General features: G+C 69.0%; 17 protein-coding genes. 6 read left to right on the top strand and 11 right to left on the bottom strand.

What is annotated here, in order from left to right; all coding sequences use genetic code 11:
* Window positions 1-359: 359 nt before the first annotated feature.
* The 3 genes from prpC to HFP89_RS02495 form a co-directional block, all read right to left on the bottom strand.
* Window positions 360-1,484 (bottom strand): 2-methylcitrate synthase, encoded by a 1,125-nt coding sequence (gene prpC / locus HFP89_RS02485; protein WP_168716063.1) that lies wholly within the window; start codon window positions 1,482-1,484, stop codon window positions 360-362.
* On the bottom strand, window positions 1,481-2,365 hold the full coding sequence (prpB, locus tag HFP89_RS02490; RefSeq protein ID WP_168716064.1) for a methylisocitrate lyase: 885 nt from the start codon (window positions 2,363-2,365) through the stop codon (window positions 1,481-1,483). Before prpB ends, prpC begins: the two co-directional genes overlap by 4 nt.
* A gap of 315 nt (window positions 2,366-2,680) precedes the next feature.
* Entirely contained in the window at window positions 2,681-3,169 is a 489-nt protein-coding gene (locus tag HFP89_RS02495) for a DUF4920 domain-containing protein (protein WP_168716065.1), read from the bottom strand.
* A 127-nt stretch (window positions 3,170-3,296) separates the two neighbouring features.
* On the opposite strand from HFP89_RS02495, the gene HFP89_RS02500 reads away from it, so the two are divergent.
* Window positions 3,297-5,648, top strand: a complete 2,352-nt coding sequence (locus tag HFP89_RS02500) for a S9 family peptidase (RefSeq protein ID WP_168716066.1) — start codon at window positions 3,297-3,299, stop codon at window positions 5,646-5,648.
* Window positions 5,649-6,047: 399 nt separating this feature from the next.
* Here the strand turns inward: HFP89_RS02500 and dnaB are convergent, their stop codons facing one another.
* The 7 genes from dnaB to HFP89_RS02535 form a co-directional block, all read right to left on the bottom strand.
* Window positions 6,048-8,963 carry a replicative DNA helicase gene (gene dnaB / locus HFP89_RS02505; protein WP_346775177.1) on the bottom strand — a complete coding sequence of 972 codons (2,916 nt, stop codon included), beginning with the start codon at window positions 8,961-8,963 and terminating at the stop codon, window positions 6,048-6,050.
* Window positions 8,964-9,587: 624 nt separating this feature from the next.
* Window positions 9,588-10,052 (bottom strand): 50S ribosomal protein L9, encoded by a 465-nt coding sequence (gene rplI, locus HFP89_RS02510; RefSeq protein WP_168716068.1) that lies wholly within the window; start codon window positions 10,050-10,052, stop codon window positions 9,588-9,590.
* A gap of 8 nt (window positions 10,053-10,060) precedes the next feature.
* Window positions 10,061-10,285 carry a 30S ribosomal protein S18 gene (rpsR, locus tag HFP89_RS02515; protein WP_168716069.1) on the bottom strand — a complete coding sequence of 75 codons (225 nt, stop codon included), beginning with the start codon at window positions 10,283-10,285 and terminating at the stop codon, window positions 10,061-10,063.
* A gap of 3 nt (window positions 10,286-10,288) precedes the next feature.
* Entirely contained in the window at window positions 10,289-10,747 is a 459-nt protein-coding gene (rpsF, locus tag HFP89_RS02520) for a 30S ribosomal protein S6 (RefSeq protein ID WP_168716070.1), read from the bottom strand.
* 193 nt (window positions 10,748-10,940) lie between these two features.
* Window positions 10,941-11,831, bottom strand: a complete 891-nt coding sequence (locus HFP89_RS02525; protein ID WP_168716071.1) for a hypothetical protein — start codon at window positions 11,829-11,831, stop codon at window positions 10,941-10,943.
* Complete coding sequence (locus HFP89_RS02530) at window positions 11,815-12,675, bottom strand: M23 family metallopeptidase (RefSeq protein WP_168716072.1); 861 nt, start codon at window positions 12,673-12,675, stop codon at window positions 11,815-11,817. The genes HFP89_RS02525 and HFP89_RS02530 overlap by 17 nt, the downstream gene beginning before the upstream one ends.
* Window positions 12,668-14,260, bottom strand: coding sequence for a LysM peptidoglycan-binding domain-containing protein (locus HFP89_RS02535; RefSeq protein ID WP_168716073.1), 1,593 nt, complete (start codon window positions 14,258-14,260; stop codon window positions 12,668-12,670). Before HFP89_RS02535 ends, HFP89_RS02530 begins: the two co-directional genes overlap by 8 nt.
* A gap of 120 nt (window positions 14,261-14,380) precedes the next feature.
* Between HFP89_RS02535 and rnr the strand changes: the two genes are divergently transcribed.
* Genes rnr through HFP89_RS02555 form a run of 4 tightly spaced genes read left to right on the top strand, consistent with a single transcriptional unit; the run spans window position 14,381 to window position 19,008 of the window.
* A complete protein-coding gene (gene rnr, locus HFP89_RS02540; RefSeq protein ID WP_206212191.1) occupies window positions 14,381-16,657 on the top strand; it encodes a ribonuclease R in 2,277 nt (758 codons plus the stop codon).
* Complete coding sequence (gene rlmB, locus HFP89_RS02545) at window positions 16,654-17,391, top strand: 23S rRNA (guanosine(2251)-2'-O)-methyltransferase RlmB (protein ID WP_168716075.1); 738 nt, start codon at window positions 16,654-16,656, stop codon at window positions 17,389-17,391. The genes rnr and rlmB overlap by 4 nt, the downstream gene beginning before the upstream one ends.
* A complete protein-coding gene (locus HFP89_RS02550; RefSeq protein WP_168716076.1) occupies window positions 17,388-17,957 on the top strand; it encodes a nucleoside deaminase in 570 nt (189 codons plus the stop codon). The genes rlmB and HFP89_RS02550 overlap by 4 nt, the downstream gene beginning before the upstream one ends.
* A gap of 49 nt (window positions 17,958-18,006) precedes the next feature.
* On the top strand, window positions 18,007-19,008 hold the full coding sequence (locus tag HFP89_RS02555) for a hypothetical protein (protein WP_168716077.1): 1,002 nt from the start codon (window positions 18,007-18,009) through the stop codon (window positions 19,006-19,008).
* On the opposite strand, the gene greB is transcribed toward HFP89_RS02555, so the two are convergent.
* Entirely contained in the window at window positions 18,961-19,503 is a 543-nt protein-coding gene (gene greB / locus HFP89_RS02560; RefSeq protein WP_240955873.1) for a transcription elongation factor GreB, read from the bottom strand. The genes HFP89_RS02555 and greB overlap by 48 nt on opposite strands.
* A 93-nt stretch (window positions 19,504-19,596) precedes the next feature.
* On the opposite strand from greB, the gene HFP89_RS02565 reads away from it, so the two are divergent.
* Complete coding sequence (locus HFP89_RS02565; RefSeq protein ID WP_168716078.1) at window positions 19,597-23,073, top strand: endonuclease/exonuclease/phosphatase family protein; 3,477 nt, start codon at window positions 19,597-19,599, stop codon at window positions 23,071-23,073.
* Window positions 23,074-23,121: the final 48 nt, after the last annotated feature.

The raw sequence follows: 23,121 nt of genomic DNA on the forward strand, positions 1-23,121 counted from the left end.
GGCGCCGCTTGTCATGACCACCGGAGGCGCTGATTCGGAACCACCGAACCACGTCCCTCGAAGCCACACCGGGTGATCCCGCAACGACGCCGTCGCGCCCGCGCAGACCTGTTCACAGGCTCCCTGGTCGTTCCCTTGGCGCTCTTGCGTCCTTCTTCGCGCCATTGCCACTTCCCGCTCCGGAACGCGGCCCGATTACTGGAACAACGCCAGGAAAAAACGCCTGCACAGGGGCCGACGTTCATGGGTTGAATCTCGAGCTGCGGTGCCGCTCGACGGCCTCGAAGAACACCCGGCCCGCCTTTCATCTGCGTTCATCTGCGGTAGAACCCGAGGCCGTTGTGCGCCGGAGCCGACACTCAGCCCCGCTGATCCAGCGGCACGACGTCGCGGTCTTCGGGGCCCGTGTAGTCGGCGCCCGGGCGGATGATGCGGTTGTTGGCGCGCTGTTCCATCACGTGGGCGGCCCAGCCGGTGACGCGGGACATGACGAAGATCGGCGTGAACAGGCCGGTCGGGATGCCCATGAAATGGTAGGCCGAGGCGTGGTAGAAGTCGGCGTTGGCGAACAGCTTCTTCTCGTCCATCATGATCCGCTCGACTTCTTCGGACACCGGGAACAGCACCGTGTCGCCGACCTGCTCGGCCAGCTTGCGCGACCACTCGCGGATGATCGCATTGCGTGGGTCCTTCTCGCGGTAGACGGCATGGCCGAAGCCCATGATCTTTTCCTTCGCCGCCAGCATCCGGTGGACGTCCTCGCGGGCCTGCTCGACCGAGTCGTACCTCTCGAGCATGGCCATGGCCATTTCGTTGGCGCCGCCGTGCAGCGGGCCTCGCAGCGAGCCGATCGCGCCGGTGATGCACGAATGCATGTCCGACAGCGTCGAGGCGCAGACCCGCGCGGTGAAGGTCGAGGCGTTGAACTCGTGCTCGGCGTACAGGATCAAGGAGACATCCAGGACCCGGGCGTGCAGCTCCGGCGGCGACTCGCCGCGCAGCAGCTTCAGGAAGTGCGCGCCGATGCCGTCCTCGTCGGACTCGGTGTCGATGCGCACGCCGTCGTGGCTGTAGCGGTACCAGTAGGTGATCATCGACGGGAAGCTGGCCAGCAGGCGATCGGCGACGTGCTGCTGGTTCTCGAAGCCGTCTTCCGGCTCGATGTTGCCGAGAAACGAGCAGGCGGTGCGCAGCACGTCCATCGGGTGGGCCGAGGCCGGAATGCGCTCGAGCACTTCCTTGAGCGACTCCGGCAGGCCGCGCAGCGACTTCAGCCTGGCGCTGTAGGCGTCGAGCTCGGCGCGGGTCGGCAGCTCGCCCTTGAGGATCAGGTAGGCGACTTCGTTGAAGGTCGCGTTCTCGGCCAGGTCGTCGACGGCGTAACCGCGGTAGCGGAGGCTGTTGCCCGTCGCACCCACGGTGCAGATGGCCGTCTCGCCGGCCGATTGGCCGCGCAGGCCGGCTCCGGTCTTCTTGTCGCTCATTTCGATTCCTTGCTGAAGAGTTCGTCGAGTTTCTGTTCGTAGGCGTAGTAGTCGAGATAGCCGTACAGTTCGTCGCGGGTCTGCATGATGTCGATCACGTCGCGCTGGTGGCCCTGTTCGAGCAGCGCCTTGTAGACGGTCTCGGCGCCCTTGTTCATTGCCCGGTACGCGCCGCAGCAGTACAGCACGATGTCGACCCCGACCTCGCCGAGCTCCGGCGTGGAAAACAGCGGCGTCTGGCCGAACTCGGTGATGTTGGCCAGGATCGGCACGCCGACGGCCTCGCGGAAACGCTTGTAATCGTCGAGGTCACGCATCGCCTCGGGGAAGATCATGTCCGCGCCGGCCTCGACGCAGGCCACGGCCCGGTCGATGGCGGCGTCCATGCCCTCCACGGCCAGCGCGTCGGTGCGCGCCATGATCACGAAGTCGTCGTTGCTGCGCGAATCGACCGCCATCCGGATCCGGTCGACCATCTCGGCCTTCGAGACGATTTCCTTGCCCGGACGGTGACCGCAGCGCTTGGCCTGGACCTGGTCTTCGATGTGCACACCGGCGGCCCCGGCCTTGTCGAGTGAGCGCACCGTGCGGGCGATGTTGAAGGCCCCGCCGAAGCCGGTGTCGCCGTCGACCAGCAGCGGCAGACCGCAGGCATCGGTGATGCGCCGGACGTCGACCAGCACGTCGTCGAGGGTACTGATGCCGAGGTCGGGCAGGCCCAGCGAATTGGCGGCCACGCCGCCGCCGGACAGGTAGATCGCCTGGTGGCCGATCTTCTCGGCCATGCGCGCGGTGAATGCATTGATGGTGCCGACGACCTGCAGCGGCGCGTGGTCCGCGACCCGCTGCCGGAATCGGGCGCCGGGATGCTCGTGAGCCATGGGCGGTCTCTTCGTCCGGGTCAGCCCGACATTTTACACCCGCCGCCGATTTCGAGGGTCCGACCGGGAACTGAACCCCCGATCGGCGTACGGCCAGGATTCGTGGAGGATGGACGAAAAGGTGCGCGGAACCACGAAGAACCGCATCGATTGCGGTCGATTCAGCCTATTGAATGGGAAACGGGCAGGTCGTCGGTTTGCAGAGCTTCAAGCCGCCCGGTGTCCGTTCGCCGTGCAGGGATCGGCGTTCTTCGCCCTTGTTCCTCTTCGCACTCATCATCGAATGACGGCGGCCACCGGGGCCCGATCGAAGCGTCAGCCGCGAGGAATGCGCACGGCGTCGGCGACGATGGCGTACTCGAAGCCGTCTTCGAGGTCGTCGGGCGGGGTTTCGCCGAGATCTTCGGCGTAGTGGGCGGCCTGTTCGGCACTGATGGCCCGGCGCTCGAAGGTGCCGGCCAGCACGACCTGCTTGCCGGCCGAGTCGGTCGGCACGAAGAATTCGTAATCGCGGAAGGTCACGCGGGCCGTGGCCTGGCCGTCACGGGCGATGAAGAAGCAGCCCTTCTTCCGGCAGACCTGGACGACCTCGGTGGCGACCGTGACGTCCTGGCCGTCCATCGCCTCGGCCTCGGCCACGACCTCGGCCAGCGAGCGGGTCGGCCCCTCGGGCAAGGGGGCGCCGAAGTCTTCCCAGGCCTCGGTCGCGACGACCGGTTCGGACAGGCGGATGGCCTCGTCGGCCGCCAGCGACAGCGGCAGCAGCGCGAAGGCGGCGAGAATGAATGCAATTCGGGTGCGCATGGGATGCGTCCATGGATGTGCGACAGGCCTGTCAGTCTACCCGCTCGAAGTCCCTGCTGCGTGCGGTTTGCGTTGCCGACGGCAAGACCGGACAATAGCGGGCTGATCCGATCGTGAAGAACGCCCCATGCCCCTGCCCCGCCCGCTCGCACTCGCCGCGCTGCTGACCGTCTCGATTGCTTCGGCCGAACAGCTGACCCTGGAACGCGTTTTCGACGCACCGGCGCTGTCCGGGCCGACGCTGCGTGCGGTGCAACTGGCGCCGGACGGGTCGATGGTGACCTTCCTGCGCGGCCGCGACGACGATGCCGACCGGCTCGACCTGTGGCGCTTCGATCCGGCCACCGGCTCGATGCAGCGGCTGATCGACGCCGATGCGATCCTGCCCGAGCCGGCCGAACTGTCCGCCGAAGAACAGGCCCGCCGGGAGCGGGCGCGCATTTCGGGCCTGTCGGGTATCGTCGAATACCGGTTCGCCGAAGACGGACGATCGATCCTGTTCCCGCTCGGCGGCGATATCTTCGTCGCCGACCTCGATGCCGAGCCGATCGATGCCGTGGCCGCCCCGGACGCGGACGAACCGGCGCCGGCGGCATCGGCTGAGCCCTCGACGACCGAGGCGCTGCCGTCGGCCGGGCCGCAGCGGCGAACCATCCGGGTCCGGCAGATCACCGCCGGCGAGCCGTTCGACCTCGATCCCCGGCTGTCGCCGGACGGCGACCGGGTCGCCTTCATCCGCGACCAGGACCTGTGGCTGGCCGACATCGCCACCGGCGAGCTGCGCGCCCTGACAACCGACGGCGAAGGCCCGATCTCCAATGGCCTGGCCGAATTCATCGCCCAGGAGGAAATGGGCCGGGACCGCGGCTTCTGGTGGTCGCCGGACGGTCGCCACATCGCGTTCCTGCAGGTCGATGCCTCGACCATCGAGCCCAGCCGGCGCTACGAAGTCTCCGGCGAGACCATCACGATGATCGAGCAGCGTTATCCCTATGCCGGCACACCGAACACCCGGATGAAACTCGGCGTGGTCGCCGTCGATGGCGGCGAGATCCGCTGGCTGGATCTCGGCGAGAACGAGGACATCTACATCCCGCGGGTGGACTGGCATCCCGACGGCTCGACGCTCGCCGTCCAGCGCCAGTCGCGCGACCAGAAATCGATGGACCTGCTGCTGATGCCGATCGACGGCGCCGCCCCGCGCCGCATCCTGACCGAGACCGCCGAGACCTGGATCAACCTGCACGACGACCTGCGTTTCCTCGACGGCGGTGAAAGCTTCCTGTGGTCGTCGGAGCGTTCCGGCCAGCGCCACCTGTACCTGGTCGACACCGCCACCGGCGATGCGCGGGCGCTGACGGCGGGCAACTGGCCGGTGACCGAGGTGGTCGCCGTGAACGGGGACCTGGGCCTGGTCTACTTCTCCGCAGGCCTCGAATCGCCGACCGAACAGCACCTGTTCCGCCAGTCGCTGGCCACGCGCACGCCCGAGGCCGTGCAGCGCATCTCGCGCCGCAGCGGCTGGCACCAGGTCACCTTCGATGCAGGCGGGCGGATCTACCTGGACCTGTACTCCAACGTCGACCAGCCGCCGCAGCTGTCGCTGCACTCGGCCGACGGCGAACGACTGGCCTGGCTGATCGAGAACCGGATCGACGACGACCATCCCTACGCGCCCTACGCCGACGACCATCGTCCGACCGAGTTCGGCGTGATTGCCGCCGAGGACGGTCAACCGATGCATTACCGCGTCGTCCGACCCTCGGGCTTCGACGAGACGAGGCAGTATCCGGTCATCCAGTACGTCTACGGCGGCCCGACCAGCCGGCTGGTCCAGAATCGCTGGGGCCGGCGCCACCTGGTCGAGCAGTACTGGGCGCGCAAGGGGTACGTGGTGTTCTCGATCGACAACCGCGGCATCGCCGGCCAGGGCGTGGCCTTCCAGGCCCCCGCCTACCGGAACCTCGGCGTGGTCGAAGTCGTCGACCAGAAGCTCGGCACCGAGTGGCTGAAGGCGCAGCCGTGGGCCGACCCGGACCGCATCGGCGTGTTCGGCTGGAGCTACGGCGGCTACATGACCCTGATGATGCAGATGCAGCACCCCGGCAGCTACGCCGCCGGCGCCGCCGTCGCGCCCGTCACCGACTGGGCGCTGTACGACACCCACTACACCGAGCGCTACCTCGGTATGCCGCGCAACGACGACGGCTCGCCGACCGAGGCCTACAGGCGCGGCAACGTGCTGACCTACGCCGACGACCTGGCCGACCCGCTGCTGCTGATCCACGGCATGGCCGACGACAACGTGCTGTTCACCCACTCGACGATGCTGATGCAGCAGCTCCAGGATGCAGCCATCGACTTCGACCTGATGACCTACCCGGGCGAAAAGCACGGCATCACCGGCGAAGGCCAGCGCCTGCACGTCTACCGCCAGATCGACCGTTTCTTCGACCGGCACCTGCGGCCCGGGGAGTAGGCTTCGATCGGGTGCCGGTGGCTTGGGCCTCTGGATGATCGGCGCGAAGCTCGCGAAGGATCGAAGCAAGGGCGCAGGGAAGAGCGGTTTTTCAGTGTGTCATCCCGGCCTGGAGCCGGGACCCGGTGACTTCGATTCTCGGCCGTGATGCCGGCTTCGTTCCCGAGGAGGATGGGCGCGAAGACGCGAAGAGACAGGCGAGAATCCTTCAAGAGACGTCGGGTTGATCCGTAGCCCGGGTCAGGCCGCAGCCGGGAGGTGCTTGTTGGCCCGCGGAGAGAGCCCCGGATGCGCTGCGCTTACCAGGGCCACGGAGGCTGTTTTCGGGCAACGTTCTTCCGCTTTTCTCTTCGCGCCGATCATCTGAAGGCCGTGGCCACCGACCCACCATCGAACTCCCTACTCGTGCATGTCGTAGCGGTCGTCGATGTAGTCCCTGAACCGGAGGTATTCGCCCTGGAAGGTCAGGAAGAAGTCGCCGGTGGCGCCGTTTCTGTGCTTGCCGATGATGATCTCGGCCTTGCCCTTGTCCGGCGAGTCTTCGTTGTAGACCTCGTCGCGGTAGATGAACAGGATCATGTCGGCGTCCTGCTCGATGGAGCCGGACTCGCGCAGGTCGGCCATCACCGGGCGCTTGTTCGGGCGCTGCTCCAGCGCGCGATTGAGCTGCGACAGCGCGATGACCGGCACGTCGAGTTCCTTGGCCAGCGCCTTCAGCGAGCGCGAGATCTCGCCGATCTGGGTCGCGCGGTTCTCCTTGTTGCCCGGCACCTGCATCAGCTGCAGGTAATCGATCAGGATCAGGCCGATGCCGTGCTCGCGCTTCATCCGGCGGGCGCGGGCACGCAGCTCGGTCGGCGACAGCGCCGGGGTCTCGTCGATCAGGATATTGGCCTTCTTCAGCATGCTCATCGCCGACTGCAGGTTGACGTAGTCCTGGTTGTCGAGCCGGCCGGTGCGCAGCTTGTTCTGGCCGATCTGACCCAGCGACGAGAACAGGCGCAGGACCAGCTGGAGGTCGGACATTTCCATCGAGAATACGGCCACCGGAATGTTGCTCTTGATCGCGGCGGCAGCGGCGATGTTCATCGCGAAGCTGGTGTTGTGGACACAGATGTCGTCGGCGACGAAGTTGTGGGTCTCCGGGATGGTCAGATCGTAGACCTGCCGCTTGCCGAGCGCCTCGATCCGCTCGATCCGGTCCCAGGTGACGTCGCTGGCGGCGATGTTGATCAGGTTCCGGTCCTGCAGGGCCATTCCGATCTTCGCCAGACGCTCCCGGCCGATGCGCCGGCGGTAGGGGTGCAGGTTCGACGCAGGCAAGCCCGCTCGACGGGCGACTTCGGCCCAGGTCAGCGCTCCGCGGGCGCGGTCGATCTCGACCCACAGCTCCTTCGGCAGCAGGTCGACGTTGCTGTGTGGCTTGCGCCCGGCCAGCGCCGTTCGCGCGCGGGCGACGGCGTCGTCCTTTCCATGGATACCGATCTCCTCGACGAGTCGGCGCAGCGATTCGGCATGGGTGATCTGCAGCTGCCATGACGTGCGCCGTGCATCACGGTCCTTGATCGGACGAAGGCGCAGTCGGGCGAGGATGCCGAAGCGGAGCAGAAGATGCTGGACCTGGCGCGCCAGGCGCTCGCTGACCGAGGAAAACCCGGCCTGCACCTGGCCGGTCGCGTAGGTGCTGATCCAGCCGTCGGTGGCCAGCAGGCGGTTGAGGAACACGGCCAGCTGCTCGCGCGGCAGGCGGAACACCGCGTCCGGCACGTGCTTGGCGTGCGCATCGCGACCGTAGAGGCCCAGCTCTTCGAGCCAGAGGCGGACCGGGTTCGGCCGGTTGCGCCGCGCCTGGTCCGGATCTTCGCCGGCCCGCGCCGCCACTTCGACGTCGAGCACATCGGCCAGGCGCGCCAGCGTGTCGTCGTCGGGCACGTTCCGGCCGGTTTTCCAGTAGTGCACAGTGGCGGGCGCCACGTCGAGGTCCTCGGCCAGGGCACGGGCCGTGCTACCGCGGGCGTCGAGGACCGTCGCCAGGTGTGCGGCAAAGCCGTGACGGAGGCCGTCGGTCAACTCGTGATCGGTCGCGACCGCAAACGATGCCGCCCGCTCGGCCTGCACGCGCTGGACGGGTCGCACGCCACCGAACTCGTCGACCGCTTCGGCAAAGTCTTTCCGGATGGCGGGGTTTTCAGCGGTGAACATCGGAGTCGGACCGGTCAGGCCGCCGTCGCCGATGAAGTAGCCCAGCAGCCGGACTTCGCAGTCGCGCATCGTGTCCGTGCCGAAGACCGGCATCTCGCGCGGCACGGCGATCAGGTCACCGGGCTGGAGTTCGCCCAACGGTTTCCAGCCCGCCGGCGTCAGGAACGGGTGCGTGGCCGTCGTGCGCACGCGCCGTCCGAGACCCGATTCGACCTCGAAGACCGGCTTGAAACCGTCGTCGACGTAAGCTTCCGGCTCGGCGCGCTCCAGTTTCCAGTCGGCGTTCAGGGTCGCAACGCGGCCCGGGCGCTCCTGAACGATTTGCTCGATCGTTCGGACCGTGCCGTCGTCGAGGACGATTTCCGCCTCGCGCTCGAGGCACTTCCCCATCGCCGGTCTGCCGGCGACGATGATCAGGTCCGTAGGCTGCAGGCCGGCGGTGCGCTGGTCCAGCGCCGAGAAGCCGCTCGGCACGCCGGTGATGTCGCCCTCGTTGTCCTGGAGTTCGTTCAGGCGGTCCATGGCGCGGACCATCACGTCCTTGACGTGGGTGTAGGTGCCGCTGGAGCGCATGCCCTGCTCGGCGATGGCGTAGATCTTCTGCTCGGCGGTCTCGAGCACTTCCTTGCTGGACTGACCCTGCGGGTTGAGTGCGGCGTCGGCGACCTCGGTGCCGATCTCGATGAGCTGGCGCAGGATGGACTTCTCGCGGACGATTTCGGCGTAGCCGAGAATGTTCGAGGGGCCGGGCGTGTCGTTGGCCAGCATGGTCAGGTAGGCACCACCCTCGACCCGATCCATCAGGTCGTGCTTGGCGAACCAGTCGGCCACGGTCACCGCGTCGGTCGGCTGGTGGTCCTCGTTCAACTCGCCGATGGCGCGGAAGATCAGCCGGTGGGTCTCGCGGTAGAAGTCGCTTTCGTCGAGCTTGTCGGCGACCTTGTCCCAGGCATGCTCGGACAGCATCAGGGCGCCGAGCAGGCTCTGCTCGGCCTCGATCGAATTCGGCGGCTGGCGGGGCGTGTTCAGCGGGGTCGGGAACGGTTCGGCCACGTTGGTCTCGGTCCGGGGGGGTTGCGACGAATGATCCGCGGCGAGCAGGGCTCGGCCCACGCGCGGCCGACCAGTCTAGTGTACTCCGCCACTCATTGTGTGACGTATGGCGTGCGCCTGAATCGATCGTGCAAGGCGCGGCCCGTAGTGAGTGGCCAGCCCTCGACAAGGGACGCAAGGCCGCAATGTCGGTTCCGGCGCGCTCCTTGAAGGGCGCGCCGGAGAGCCTTCATCTGCGGCGTTCCGTCGCCTGGAAAGGACGCTGCCATTCCCTGCGAGACAGGCCTTGCAGCCAAACGCTCTCCGGCTCGCTGTACGTTACAAGATGAGTGGCGGGGCACACTCGCCCGCAGTATTCATGAATGCGCTTGCGCCCTTGCCTGGTCCTTGTCCGCACAGCGAATCGTCCTCGCTCGGACATACAGCATGGTATTCCGCTCGGTCGAAAAATCCCCTGTGCGAACGATTCCCGGCGCAATCATCGCGGCGATTCATGAATACTGCGGGCGAGTGGGCCATGCGGGTTCGGCGCGCCGTGAATCGACGGTCAGGCGCAGAAACGAAAACGGGCCCGGTGGCCGGGCCCGTTTTCCAGTCCTCAGACGGCAGCCGACGCAAGCGCCGGGCCCCTGCCGGACGATCACCGGACGATCACCGGACGATCACCGGACGATCACCGGACGATCAGGCGCCGGTGGCTTCCTGGCCGACCACGACGATCTTGACCTCGGTCTGGACGTCGGCGTGCAGGATCAGGCCGACGGTGAACTCGCCGGTGTCGCGGATCGGGCCTTCGGGCTGGTCGACTTCGACCTTTTCGACGGGGTAGCCCATCTCGGTCAGCTTGTCGGCGATTTCGCGCGCGCTGATCGAACCGTACAGCCGGCCTTCCGGCGAGACGTTGACGTGGAATTCCACGGCCTCGATGCCGTCGATCGCTTCACGACGGGCTTCGGCGGCGGACAGTTTGTCGTTGGCCTGGCGCTGCAGTTCCTCGCGCTCGGCCTCGAACTTCTCGAGGTTGGACCTCGTGGCGCGAATGGCCTTGCCGCGCGGCAGCAGGAAGTTGCGGCCGTAGCCCGGCTTGACCGTAACGACGTCGCCGAGATCGCCCAGGTTGTGCACCTTCTCAAGCAGGATCAGTTGCATGGGGCACCTCAGTGGTTGTCGGTGTACGGCAGCAGGGCCAGGTAGCGCGCCCGCTTCACGGCGGTCGACAGCTGGCGCTGGTAGCGGGCCTTGGTACCGGTGATGCGGCTCGGAATGATCTTGCCGGTCTCGCCGACGAAATCCTTCAGCAGATCGACGTCCTTGTAGTCGACCTCGGTAATGCCCTCAACGGTAAACCGGCAGTATTTACGGCGTCGGAAGAACTTGGCCATGGGTCACGCCTCCTCGGATTCTTTGGCGGACGACGTGTCGTCGCCCGAATCGGTCTCGTCATCGCTGCTGTCGTCGCCGCTGTCGTCATCATCGTCCCGACGACGGCTGCCGCCGCGCCGCGATTCGCGCTCGTCCTTCTCTTCCTTGCGCTTGAGCATGATCGACGGCTCGCTGATCGCCTCGGAGCGCTTGACGGTCAGGTGGCGCAGGATGGCATCGTTGAAGCGGAAGATGCTTTCCAGCTCTTCGAGCGTCTCGGCGTCGCACTCGATGTTCAGCAGCAGGTAGTGCGCCTTGTGCAGCTTGGCGATGGTGTAGGCCAGCTGCAGCCGACCCCAGTCTTCGGAACGGTGGACGGCACCGCCCTTGGATTCGACCAGCTGCCGGTAGCGTTCCAGCATGCCGGGCACCTGTTCGCTCTGGTCGGGATGGACCAGGAACACGATCTCATAGTGTCTCAATGGACTCTCCTTTCGGTTGAACCACCCGGACCGGCAGCGGTGCTGCGCAGGGTCCGGTCAGGTAAAGCCCCCGGTCGATCCGGACGTCCGAGGACGACACATCGCCGTGGAGCAAGGCCTCGCGCGAAATCACGCGAGCCGGCAAGTATAGCAGCGGGGACAATTCGGGAGCAAGTCCGCGACCGACCGGCGCTCAGTCCTCGGCGCGCTCCAGGCCGGCCTGGAAATCCCCCAGGCCAAGCCCCAGGCGGGTTGCATCGGGATCGGCCCAGACCTGCCCCAGCAATTCGCCGCTGTCGGCGTCGAAGGCTCGCAGGCGAAGCAGCACCGCGGCGTTCTCGTCGGGCCAGTACGGCGCCAGCTCCAGTTCCACGCCCAGCGGCATGCCGCCGGCGTCGACGAGCGCCACGCTGCGGCCGTCGGAGGCCAGCGCCACGGCATCGGCGCGCCGCCAGGAGCCTTCGCCAGCGCCGTCGTCGCGTCGGCCTGCCCAGCCGGTGTAGCGATGGACCGGCAGAAACTCGATCAGGCTGTCGGGCAAGGCCGATTCGCCGTTGGCGCCGAGCACCCGGTCGCCGATGACCAGCCGGCGGCCGTCGAAGGCGAACTCCTTGATCAGCCCGACCTCACCGTCGCCGGCCCCGAAGCGGCAGGTCGCCGCCGAAGTCGTGAGCACCACCCCGCCGTCGCGCGCCGAGCCGGTCAGCGGGCACTCGCCGCGCGGCCGGCCGGCGGCGTCCAGCGGCGAGAAGACGCCGACCAGCTGCCCGGGCACGGCCGGCGATGCGACCAGCGCCAGCACGAAGCGGCGAGCCGGGCCGTCGCCGGCGTGCTGGATCAGTTCGATGCGGGCCGGGCGGGTGCCCGGGGCGCTCTGCGGGCGAACCTGCAGGCGAACGCCGGCCATCGCATCGCCCGGCGCACTGCCCGTGTACACGCCGGTCAGTCGTTCGGCCAGGGCGTCGACCAGGGCATCGGTGCCGGGCCGGGCCACCGGCGGTGCCGGGTCGGGCGGGCCGGCGCAGCCGGCCAGCAGCGCCGCGACCAGCAGCAGCGCGGCAAGCCGGTCAGTCGGCGGCCACATCGTCCGTCGGCGGGTTCGGGAAGCCGGGCAGCAGCAGGCCGGGATCGACCCGGGTCGGGCCGAGGTTCATCCGCCAGTCGAGGTGCGGGCCGGTCACGCGACCGGTGGCACCGACCTCGGCGATCACCTCGCCCTGCTCGACCCGCTGGCCTTCTTCGACCAGGATCCGGTGCAGGTGCAGGAAGGCCGAACTCAGGCCCAGGCCGTGGTCCAGCAGCAGGGTGCCGCCGGAGAAGTACATGTCATCGTGGACCAGCGTCACGATGCCGCTGGCCGGCGCCACCACCGGGGTGCCGGTGGGTGCGGCAATGTCGATGCCCCAGTGCGGGTTGCGCGGCTCGCCGTTGAGAATGCGCTGCGAACCGTACACGCCGGTGATCGGGCCGGTCATCGGCCAGATGAAGCCGTCGCGAAAATCGGCGCGGTCGTCACGGCGCTCGCGGGCCGCCCGGGTCAGCGCGGCCTCGGCGCGGATCCGCTCCATCGCCTCGGGGTCGGGCGTGACCTGCGACGGCGGCAGGCCGTCGATCCGCTGGATGTCGAATTCGCGATCGGCCGGCCTCAGGACCCGCTCGATGCGCTCACCGTCCGGCGCGGTGACCACCAGCCTGCGCGGCTCGGTGTCGTCGCGCGCAAAGCCGACCAGGAAGCTGCCATCGGAGGTGCGCAGCAGCGGTTCGCCGTCCAGGACCACGTCGTGATCCGGCGGCGCGTGCCCGATCAGCAGCGCGCCCTGCACCGGCTCGCCGTCCAGCGTCAGCGCCGCGCTCGCTGCGGCCGAGACCAGCGCCAGCAGACCGAACAGGACGGCCCGGAACGGGCGATGGATGCGCCGGTCAGGCATCGCTGCCGGCCCGGATGATCAGCTGCTGGCCCGGCTGCAGGACGCTGTCGGCATCGAGATCGTTCCAGCGCATCAGGTCGTCGAGGCCGACCCGGTGCCGGCGCGAGATGTTCCAGAGCGAGTCGCCGCGCTGGACCACGTGCCGGGCCGGCTGGGCGGCCGGCGGCGGCTGGCGGCCGGTCTCGATGACCAGGCGCTGGCCGGGCTTGATCAGGTCCTTGGAGCCCATTCCGTTCATCTGCTGCAGTTCACGCACGCTCAGGCCATAGCGCCGGGCGATGACCCACAGGCTTTCGCCGGAACGGACCCGGTGGATGAAGCGGTCGGCCGGCAGCAGCTGCTGCTGCAGCGCGGCCAGTTCTCGATAGGCGGTCAGGTAGTCATCGCTCAGGGCCTCGCTGTCGAGATCGACGCTGCCCGGCAGGCGCAGGGTCTGGCCGGCGATCAGCCGATCGCCGTTCAGCCCGTTGGCCTTACGGAGCGCATCGATGCTGGTGTCGTGGCGGCGCGCCAGCACCGACAGCGAATCGCCGGGGCGCACTTCGATCTCCTGCCAGCCGATCGCGGCGTCGTCGGGCAGCACGGCCAGCGCGGCGCGGGCCCGCTCGGCGGCCTCCAGCGGCACGGTCAGGTGATGCGGGCCCGACGGCGGCGTGCGGTGCTTGTTCAATCCGGCGTTGAGCGTGATCAGTTCGGCCAGGTCCAGCTCGGCGAGCAGCGCCAGCTCGACCAGGTCGATCGAGCCGGGCAGGTCCAACGTGGCCACGCGCGGCTGGTCGAGCAGCTCCGGCAACCGGTAGCCGTACGCGGCGGGGTCGCGGAACAGGCAGCCCAGGCCCTTGAGCTTGGGCACGTAGCCGCGAGTCTCGCGCGGCAGCGAGAGCTCGTCCCAGGCCGTTCCGCGCCCGCGCGCGAGGTTCCGACGCACCGCCCGCATCACCCGGCCCTGGCCGGCGTTGTAGGCGGCAATGGCCAGCGCCCAGTCGCCGTCGAACAGGCCGTTGAGGTACTCCAGGTAGTCCAGCGCGGCATCGGTGGCGGCGACGAAATCGCGGCGACCGTCGTACCAGTCGTTGATCACGATGCCATGGTCGCGCGCGGTGCCGGACAGGAACTGCCACGGGCCGGCGGCGCGGGCATGCGAGTAGGCGAACGGGTCGAACGCGCTCTCCACGACCGGCAACAGGGCCAGTTCGCCCGGAAGGTCGCGGCGCTCGACCTCGTTGGCGATTTCGTGCAGCCAGGGACGCGCACGGTTGAACACGCGGCCCAGGTATTCATGGTTGTCGGCGTACCAGTTCGCCCAGTCCTCGGCCCGGCTGTCGGCCGGACACTCGGCGATCGCGAAGCGCTCGACCAGCCGGGGCCAGATCGAGCGCGGGCCGGTCTCGCCCGGCTCGACCGGCACCTGGTCCAACGCCATCCGGGCGAAGGCCTCGTCGACGGCCTGGAACGGGTCGGACGGCGACGGCTCGATCGCGCTGGCCGGGCTCGGCGGCGCCGGATCGACGGATTCGCGAGTCTCTACCGCGCAGCCGGTCAGCGCCAGTCCGGCGGCGACGAGGAAAAGGATTCTCGAATTCAATTGCATGCAACCCCTGTGTGATGCGCTGGGTCATCGTTCGGCTCAACCGGATGACAGTATGGCGATCCGGCCGGCCAGGTCAAGCGAAGACCGTCACAGCCCGTACAATGGTGGCCCTACATGGACCACGGAAACCGCTTGAAGATCACCACCGACACCCTGCTCGACATGCTGCGCGAGGCCGGCCGCCCGGTCACCCGTCGCGAACTGTCCGAAAATCTCGGACTCACCCACGCCGAATCCGATCAACGGATCAAGCCGCTGCTGCTCGAACTGATCGGCCAGGGCAAGGTCGTGCGCAACCGGCGCGCCGCCTACGGCCTGACCGACAGCATGGACCTCGTCCGCGGGCGCGTCAGCGCACACGCCGACGGCTTCGGCTTCGTGGTGCCCGACGAGGACGGCGACGACCTGTTCCTGCCGCCGCACCAGATGCAGCAGGTGTTCGACGGCGACCGGGTCCTGGCCTCGGTGGTCAACGTCGACCATCGTGGCCGCAAGGAAGGCCAGATCGTCGAGGTGCTCGAACGGGCCCGGGCCCAGATCGTCGGCCGCTACGTGATCGAAAGCGGCGTGGCGATGGTCGTGCCCGACGACCCGAAGCTGACCCACGAGGTGCTGATCCCGAACGCCGATACGGCGGGGCTGTCGCCCGGCAAGATCGTCGTCGCCCGGATCACCCGGCCGCCGGGCTTCAAGCGCAGCCCGGTCGGCGAGGTCGTCAGCGTGCTGGGCGAGCACGACGAGCCGGGCATGGCCACGCAGATCGCGATCTTCAATCACCAGTTGCCGGCGGAGTTTCCCGACGCGGTGGTGCGCGAGGCCGAAGCCTTCGGTGAGACGATCGACCCGAAGCGCGCCGAAGGCCGCCTGGACCTGCGCGACCTGCCGCTGGTCACGATCGACGGTGCCGATGCGCGCGACTTCGACGACGCGGTGTACGCCGCGCCCCGCGGCGACGGCTGGCGGCTGATCGTCGCGATCGCCGACGTCGCCGAGTACGTCACGCCCGGTTCGGCGCTCGACGACGAAGCGCAGAAGCGCGGCACCTCGACCTACTTTCCCGACCGGGTCGTGCCGATGCTGCCCGAGGTCCTGTCGAACGGGCTGTGCTCGATCAACCCCGATGTCGACCGGCTGGTGATGGTCTGCGACATGACGCTGGACGCGAAGGGCAAGGTCACCGACAGCCGCTTCGCCGAGGGCGTGATGCGCTCGCAGGCGCGGCTGACCTATGACCAGGTCCGCCAGATGGTCGAGCACGGCGACGCGCCGCTGAACGAGCGCTTCGCGCACGTGCGGCCGCACCTCGACGACCTCTACGCGGTCTATCGGCTGCTGGCCCGGAAACGCGACCGCCGCGGCGCGATCGACTTCGACTCCAGCGAGGTCACCTTCGTGTTCGCGCCCGACGGCCGCGTCGAGCAGCTGCGCCGCCGGACCCGGCACGATGCACACAAGTTGATCGAGGAATGCATGATCACCGCCAACGTGCAGGCCGCGAAGACCGCCGAGACCATCGAGCGGCCGGTCCTCTACCGCGTCCATGACGTACCGCCGCCGGACAAGCTGGCCGAGCTCGAGAGCTTCCTGTCGGCCCACGGCATCGCGGTGGACTGGAAGGACGAACCCGAACCGGCCGACCTGACCCGCATCCAGAAGAAGGCGCGCGGCACGCCGATCGCGCCGCTGGTCGACGCCGTACTGCTGCGCAGCCTGGCACTGGCGGTCTACCAGCCGGAGAACAAGGGCCACTTCGGCCTGGCGCTGGAGGCCTACTCGCACTTCACCTCGCCGATCCGGCGCTACCCCGACCTGCTGCTGCATCGCGCGCTCAAGGCCTGGCTGCGCCGCGAGCCGAAGAAGAACTATCCGTATTCGACCAGGCGCATGGCCGAGCTCGGCCGCGAGTGCTCGTACCTGGAGCGCCGGGCCGAGGACGCCAGCCGTGAAGTCGACGAGCGGCTCAAGTGCCAGTTCATGCAGCGCCACGTCGGCGACGAGTTCGACGGCGTGATCACCGGGGTGACCGGCTTCGGCTGCTTCGTCGAGCTGCCCGAAATGGGGGTCAGCGGGCTGGTCCACATCACCTCGCTGCCCAACGACTACTACCACTTCGACCCGACCGGCCGGGTGCTGACCGGCGAACGCCGCGGCCTGCGCTTCCGGCTGGCCGACCCGGTCCGGATCGAGGTGCTGTCGGTCAATGTCGACGAGCGCAAGATCGATTTCCGGATCGCCGGCGACGAGAATGCCGACGACCCGGGCAAGCGCGCCGGCGGCCGCAGGCCCCCGCAGGGCAAGAGCGGCCGGAAGGGCCCGGGCAAGCCGGGCCGCCGCCGCGGCGGGAAGCGCGGCGGCAAGAAGGCCGGCAGCAAGGGCGGAGGCTCGCAATGAAACGCGAGCACACCGGCGGCATCAACGCCGTCGAAGCGCTGATCGAGCGCAGCCCCGAGCGCGTGCTGCAGCTGTGGGCGGCCGGCGGCAATCCGCGCGTCCAGGCCCTGATCGAGCGCGCCAGGGCCGCCGGCATCCCGGTCCAGGCGGCCAGGCCCAACGCGCTGGACAAGCTGGCCGGCGGCGAGACCCACCAGGGCGTGGTCGCGGAATTCCGCCCGGCCGAGCCGATGGGCGAGGCCGAGCTGGATGGTCTGATCGAGGCGCGCGGACCCGATCTCCTGCTGCTGGCCCTGGACCGGGTCCAGGACCCGCACAACCTCGGCGCCTGCCTGCGCTCGGCCGCGGCGGCCGGCGTCGATGCCGTACTGGTTCCGCGCGACCGCAGCGCGCCGCTGAGCCCGGCCGCCCGGCGCGCCGCGGCCGGCGCGGCCGAACGCGTGCCGCTGGTCGAAGTCGCCAACCTGGCCCGTGCGCTGGAGCACCTCAAGCAGGCCGGCGTCTGGGCCGTGGGGCTGGCCGGTGACGCGAAGACCGCGCTGTACGACATCGACCTGAAGGGTCCGCGCATCGTCGTCATGGGCAGCGAGGAACGCGGCCTGCGCCGGCTGACCGCCGAGCGCTGCGACGAACTGGCCAGGATTCCCATGCCGGGCACGATGGAAAGCCTGAACGTGTCGGTCGCCACCGGCATCGCGCTGTTCGAGGCCGTCCGCCAGCGGGGGGCCGCATGAGCCTGCCGACCACCTTCGCGATCGCCCTGCCCGACTGGTTCGACGACTGGCTCGCCGACCAGCCCGAGCGCTTTCCCGCGCCCGAGGACCGGATGCGGGCCGCGGTCGAGCTGTCGCGGCTCAACGTCGAACGCGGCACCGGCGGCCCCTTCGGCGCGCTGGTCACCGACGAACGGGGCCGCCTCGTCGCCGCCGGCGTCAACCGGGTCGAGCCCGATTCCTGCAGCAGCGCCCACGGCGAGATCGTCGCGCTGAGCCTGGCCCAGGCCCGGCTCGGCACCTACGACCTGTCGCAGCACGGCGCGCTGGAACTGGCCACCTCGTGTGAACCCTGCGCGATGTGCCTCGGTGCGATCCCGTGGTCGGGCATCAAGCGGGTGCTGTGCGGCGCGAGCAAGACCGACGCCGAAGTCACCGGCTTCGACGAAGGCGAGCGCATCGAGGACTGGACCGGCATGCTGAAGCGCCGCGGCATCGAGGTCGTCACCGGCCTGCTGCAGGACGAGGCAGCCGCCGTGCTGCGCGACTACGCCCGACGCGGCAGCCGGATCTACAACGCCGGCTGATCGCGCGCCGGTTCAGCCGGCATTCACCGCGCTCGGGCAAGCTGGCGCCATGCGTCGCCTTCTGCTCCTCCTTGTGATCGCCCTCGGAGCCGGCCCCGAGGTCGGGCTGGGTGCCGACGCGAGTGTCGACAACGGCACCGCCCCGCTGGCCGCGAGCGCGGCCCCGATCCGGGTCGACGTCCATCCGCCTGCCGGCGCCGACGGCCCGGAACCCTGGACCGGCTGGATCCAGACCGCGCTGGGCGCGGTGCGCACCGTCAGCCCCGATTACCCCGTCGAGCGACTGACCGTGCGGCTGCGCGGCGTGGAGACCGGCGGCGCGGCGGTGGTGTTCGGCCGCGTCCGCCGCAGCGCGATCCCGGCGCTGGAGTTCTACGTCGATCCGCAGGCCGAACTCGCCGCGCTGAACGCCGACTGGCGCAGCTACCACGAGGCTGCCCATCTGCTGATCCCGTTTCCCGGCAACCGCGACATCTGGTTCACCGAGGGCCTGGCCTCGTACTACCAGTACCTGCTCCAGGCCCGCGCCGGGATGATCTCCGAGCACGAGTCCTGGACCGAACTGGCCCGCGGTTTCCAGCGCGGCTTCGACGATCCGCAGGGCGCGGAACGCGACCTGCGCAGCCTCAGCCCGCGGATGCGCCAGCTGCGCGCCTACCGCCGCGTCTACTGGACCGGCGCTGCGTTCTTCCTCAACGTCGACGTCCGGCTGCGGACCGAGACCGGGGGCCGGCATTCGCTGGACTCCGCGCTGGCCGCGTTCCACCGCTGCTGCATGGACCGGCGCAGCCGATGGGACGCGCGCTCGCTGATCCAGCAGCTGGGCGAACTCTCGGTACCCTCGATCTGGCGGCAGGAATATCAAGCGCTGATGAAGGGGCCAGCCGAACCCGAGATCGACCGCGCCTTCGCAGCACTGGGGATCGGTTTCGATGGCAGGTCGGTCGCGTTGGACCCGAATCCGCGCGCCACGGCACTGCGGCAATCGATTTCAGCGCCGGGATCAGCCGGCCTCGCTCGCCGGGTAGTCGATTCCGACGATCGCCAGTAGGCGAGTCCCGCTCGGCGTCTCGACGCTGACCTCGTCGTCGAGCCGCGAACCCAGCAGCGCGCGGGCCAGCGGCGAGTCGATCGAGATCCAGCTCTTCGCCGCGTCGATCTCGTCGGGGCCGACGATCCGGTAGATGGCCTCCGAACCGTCGGCGTCCTCGACCGTGACGGTGGCCCCGAAGAAGACCTTTTCCGGGTCCGATGGCGTGCCCTCGATCGGTTTCAGCACGTCGATCCGCTTGCTCAGGTAGCGGATGCGGCGGTCGATGCCGCCGAGCTGCTTCTTTCGGTAGGTGTACTCGGCGTTCTCCGAGCGGTCGCCCTCGGCAGCTGCCGCGGCCAGCGCGCGCACGACCTCGGGCCGCTGGACGCGCCACAGATCCTTCAGTTCGGCCTTCAGTCGCTTCAGCCCGTGGGTGGTGACGTACGGGCTGGAGGTCGGCGATGGCGGACGCCAGCGGCCCATCAGGTGGCTCTCCGGCGGGTTCGATTGCATCCTCCGATCGATTTCATGGCTCGGATCATCGATCTGTAACGAAAAGCGGCTAGGTTTCCGGGGCCTCTATTCGACCACACCCCGCGAGACGTCATGCAACATTCAATGATTTCCCGAGCCGCCGGCGCGCTGCTCGTCCTGACCCTTTCGCTGAGCGCAGCCGCCGGATCCCGCGGCGGCCCGTTCTTCAGCGAAGACTTCACCGGCTTCACCGGCGGCGGCTTCGCGCCGACCCCGGCCTCCGGCCAGCTCGATTCGGACCTGTGGCGCGTGACCGGTCTGTCCGACGGCGACGGCAGCTTCGGCGGGACCCACGACAGCGGCGACTTCGCCCGCGGCGCCGCCGCCGGCGGCGCCAGCACAGGCGGCATCTACGGCTTCGATACCGGCGGCGGTGACCGTGCGCTGGGCGCGCAGCCGACGTCCGGCGACTTCTCGCCCGGCACCTTCGAGCTGCGGGTCGAGAACACCACCGGCGCCACGCTGCAGGCCGTGGACGTGGCCTACGACATCAAGGTCTTCAACGACCAGGATCGCGGCAATACGCTGAATTTCGCCTGGTCGACGGACGGCGCCACCTTCACCGCGGTTCCGGAACTCGATTTCACCTCGACCGAGCTGCGCGACAGCCCGGCCAGCTGGGCCACCGTGCCGCGCGCCACGACGCTGATCGGCATCAGCGTTCCGGCCGGCGGCAACCTGTTCCTGCGCTGGACCAGCGATGATGCGATCGGCGGCGGCTCGCGCGACGAGCTGGCCATCGACAACGTGACGCTGACCGCAGCCGCACCGCCGGCGGTGGTGCTGGCGACGACCGGCCCGGCCGTCGGGCTGGCCGGCGAGAACCTGACCTACACGATCGAGTTCAGCAATCCGTCGACCACCGAGGCGCTCGACAGCGTCGAGCTGGTCGCCACGCTGCCGACCGGCTTCAGCTACGTATCGGATACCGCTGGGCCGACCGCCTCGGTCGGTGCCGGAACGGTCACCTGGTCGTTCGGCACGGTGGCCGCCGGCGCCAGCGCCTCGTTCGAGCTGGTCGTGGCCACCGACGCCGGACTTCCCGCCGACGCCACCCGGACCAACACGGTCGACCTGACCGCCACCCAGGGCGGCTCGCCGGTGACCGAGCAGGCCACCTTCGACACGGTCTTCCGCGAACTGGTCACGACGACCGACATCCAGCAGGTCGCCGACGCCACGATCGACGATGCCTCGCCGCTGGTCGGCCGCACGGTCTTCGTCGACGGCGTCGTGACCGCCGCACCGGGCGAGTTCGACAACCCCGGCCTCTGGGTCATCCAGGACGGCACCGGCCCGTGGTCGGGCCTGGTCGTCGACGGCGATACGGCCGGTGCGGTGACCGCGCGCGGTGACAGCGTTCGCGTGCTCGGCACCGTCGGCGAAAGCAACGGGCTGACCGAGCTGGCCCTGGCCTCGGTCGAGGTGACCGGAAGCGCCGCCGTTCCTGCGCCGACCCTGCTGGCCACCGGCGCCTTCCCGGACAACGACCCGGCCGCCTCCGAGCCCTACGAGGCGGTGCTGGTCGAGTTCAACAACGTCACCGTCACCGACGATACGCTGGACTTCGGTGAATGGTTGTTCTCCGACGGCTCCGGTAACGCGCGCGGCGATGATGCCGCGTCGATCAATATCGCCCCGGCGTTGAACGACGCCTACGCGTTCCTGCGCGGCATCGGCTGGTTCTCGTTCGGCAACTACAAGCTCGAGCCGCGCGACGACGCGGACTTCGACTTCCAGCCCGACGTGTTCACGATCGAGGAAATCCAGGGCACCGGCCTGCGCAGCCCGTTCGCGCCGGCGACCGGCAACGACCCGGGCCAGGTGGTCCGCGTCGAAGGCGCGATCGTCACCGCGGTGGCCGGCAACGGCTTCTTCGTCCAGATGCCGGATGGCACGCGCGGCGGCCTCGACCCGGCCTCGCGCGGCCTGTTCGTGTTCACCGGCTCGGCCCCGACCGTGTCGGTCGGCGACGCGGTGAACATCAACGGCGCCGTGGCCGAGTTCTTCGACTTCACCCAGATCGCCCAGCCGTCCAGCGTCGAGGTGGTCTCTTCGGGCAACCCGCTGCCGGCCCCGGTCGCCTTCGACGGCCAGGTCCCGTCGCCGGACCCGACGGCCTTGAGCTGCGGCGCGACCCAGTACGAGTGCTTCGAGGGCATGCGCGTGGCCGTGGCCGACGGCATCGTCACCGCGCCGAGCCAGAGCTTCGGCAGCGATCCCGTCGCCGAGGCGGTGATCAGCACCGACGGCACGCGCATCCTGCGCGGCAAGGGCGCGGCGTTCCCGGGCATTCCCGGCTGCGCGACCTGCCCGGTCTGGTCCGGCGCGCCGGAGCTGCTGGAGATCGACCCCGACCGCTTCCTGGCCGTCACCGATCCGCTGGCCGGCGGCCAGCGCTTCTCGGCCGAAGGCGTGCTCGGCTTCTCCTTCGGCGATTTCGCGCTGTGGCCGACCACGCTGAACCTGCAGGCCGCTCCGCCGCTGCCGGACCCGGTCGCGCCGGCCACGCCGGAGATGCTGACGATCGGCTCGCTGAACGCGCTGAACCTGTTCGACGACACGCTCGGCGCGCCGCGGCCGATCAGCGTCTGCGGCAGTACCGACGACGCGATCGATCGGGAGGTGCTGTCGGCCGCCGACTACGCGATCAAGCTGAACAAGCTGGCCGCCTACATCGTCCAGGGCCTGAACACGCCGGACGTGCTGGCCCTGCAGGAGGTCGAAAGTGCGGCCGTGCTGGACGACCTGGCCGCCGAGATCCAGTTGCTTTCAGGGGTCGGTTACACCAGCTATCTCGAAGGCGGCAACGACCGCGGCAACATCAACAACGGCTACCTGGTCAACGAAGCGCGGGTCACCGTGGACTCGGTCCAGCTGCAGGCCGAGGCCGAGTGCCTGAGCAGCGACGGCTCGCCGCTGCACGACCGGCCGCCGCTGGTCCTGCGCGGCACCTTCTCCGGCGCCGGCCAGTCGCTGCCGTTCGTGGTCTTCAACAACCACCTGCGCTCGCTCGGCGGCGTCGACGACCCGGACGGCCGAACCCGGCTGAAGCGCCACGAGCAGGCCCAGTCGGTGGCCACGCTGGTCCAGGACCTGCAGACCGCCGAACCGGACCTGGCCATCGTGCTGGTCGGCGACTACAACGCCTTCCAGTTCTCCGACGGCTATGCCGACCCGATCGGTCACCTGCTCGGCATCGCCGAGCCGAGCGAGAACCTGGTGTCGATCGAGAACGCATCCACGCCCGGCTTCGACGACAGCAACATCCCGAACCCGCCGCTGTCGCTGCCGCTGGACGCCCTGCCGACCAACGAACGCTACTCGTTCATCTTCCAGAAGGTCAGCCAGGTGCTCGACCACGCACTGGTCACGCAGGCCGCCCGACCGCTGCTGGCCGGCTTCGAGTACTCGCGCGGCAACGCCGACTACTGGGGTCCGTTCGAGTCCGACGTGATGACCCTGGCCCGGAACTCCGACCACGACGGCTTCGTGCTGATGCTGGACCCGGACCGGATCTTCGTCGACGGCTTCGAGTCCGCGCCGTAAGCGTACGGACCCGCACGAACGAATCGAGGGGCGCCCCACGGGCGCCCT

The organism is Wenzhouxiangella sp. XN79A, from assembly GCF_012272825.1.
Taxonomy (GTDB): domain Bacteria; phylum Pseudomonadota; class Gammaproteobacteria; order Xanthomonadales; family Wenzhouxiangellaceae.

Excerpts from the sequence above, each read along its gene's own strand:
- HFP89_RS02500 (WP_168716066.1), top strand. The coding sequence starts at position 3,297 with ATGCCCCTGCCCCGCCCGCTCGCACTCGCCGCGCTGCTGACCGTCTCG.
- HFP89_RS02530 (WP_168716072.1), bottom strand. The coding sequence starts at position 12,675 with ATGCCTGACCGGCGCATCCATCGCCCGTTCCGGGCCGTCCTGTTCGGT.
- prpC (WP_168716063.1), bottom strand. The coding sequence starts at position 1,484 with ATGAGCGACAAGAAGACCGGAGCCGGCCTGCGCGGCCAATCGGCCGGC.
- rpsR (WP_168716069.1), bottom strand. The coding sequence starts at position 10,285 with ATGGCCAAGTTCTTCCGACGCCGTAAATACTGCCGGTTTACCGTTGAG.
- HFP89_RS02565 (WP_168716078.1), top strand. The coding sequence starts at position 19,597 with ATGCAACATTCAATGATTTCCCGAGCCGCCGGCGCGCTGCTCGTCCTG.
- HFP89_RS02495 (WP_168716065.1), bottom strand. The coding sequence starts at position 3,169 with ATGCGCACCCGAATTGCATTCATTCTCGCCGCCTTCGCGCTGCTGCCG.
- prpB (WP_168716064.1), bottom strand. The coding sequence starts at position 2,365 with ATGGCTCACGAGCATCCCGGCGCCCGATTCCGGCAGCGGGTCGCGGAC.
- HFP89_RS02555 (WP_168716077.1), top strand. The coding sequence starts at position 18,007 with ATGCGTCGCCTTCTGCTCCTCCTTGTGATCGCCCTCGGAGCCGGCCCC.
- HFP89_RS02525 (WP_168716071.1), bottom strand. The coding sequence starts at position 11,831 with ATGTGGCCGCCGACTGACCGGCTTGCCGCGCTGCTGCTGGTCGCGGCG.
- rplI (WP_168716068.1), bottom strand. The coding sequence starts at position 10,052 with ATGCAACTGATCCTGCTTGAGAAGGTGCACAACCTGGGCGATCTCGGC.
- greB (WP_240955873.1), bottom strand. The coding sequence starts at position 19,503 with ATGCAATCGAACCCGCCGGAGAGCCACCTGATGGGCCGCTGGCGTCCG.
- rnr (WP_206212191.1), top strand. The coding sequence starts at position 14,381 with ATGGACCACGGAAACCGCTTGAAGATCACCACCGACACCCTGCTCGAC.
- HFP89_RS02550 (WP_168716076.1), top strand. The coding sequence starts at position 17,388 with ATGAGCCTGCCGACCACCTTCGCGATCGCCCTGCCCGACTGGTTCGAC.
- rlmB (WP_168716075.1), top strand. The coding sequence starts at position 16,654 with ATGAAACGCGAGCACACCGGCGGCATCAACGCCGTCGAAGCGCTGATC.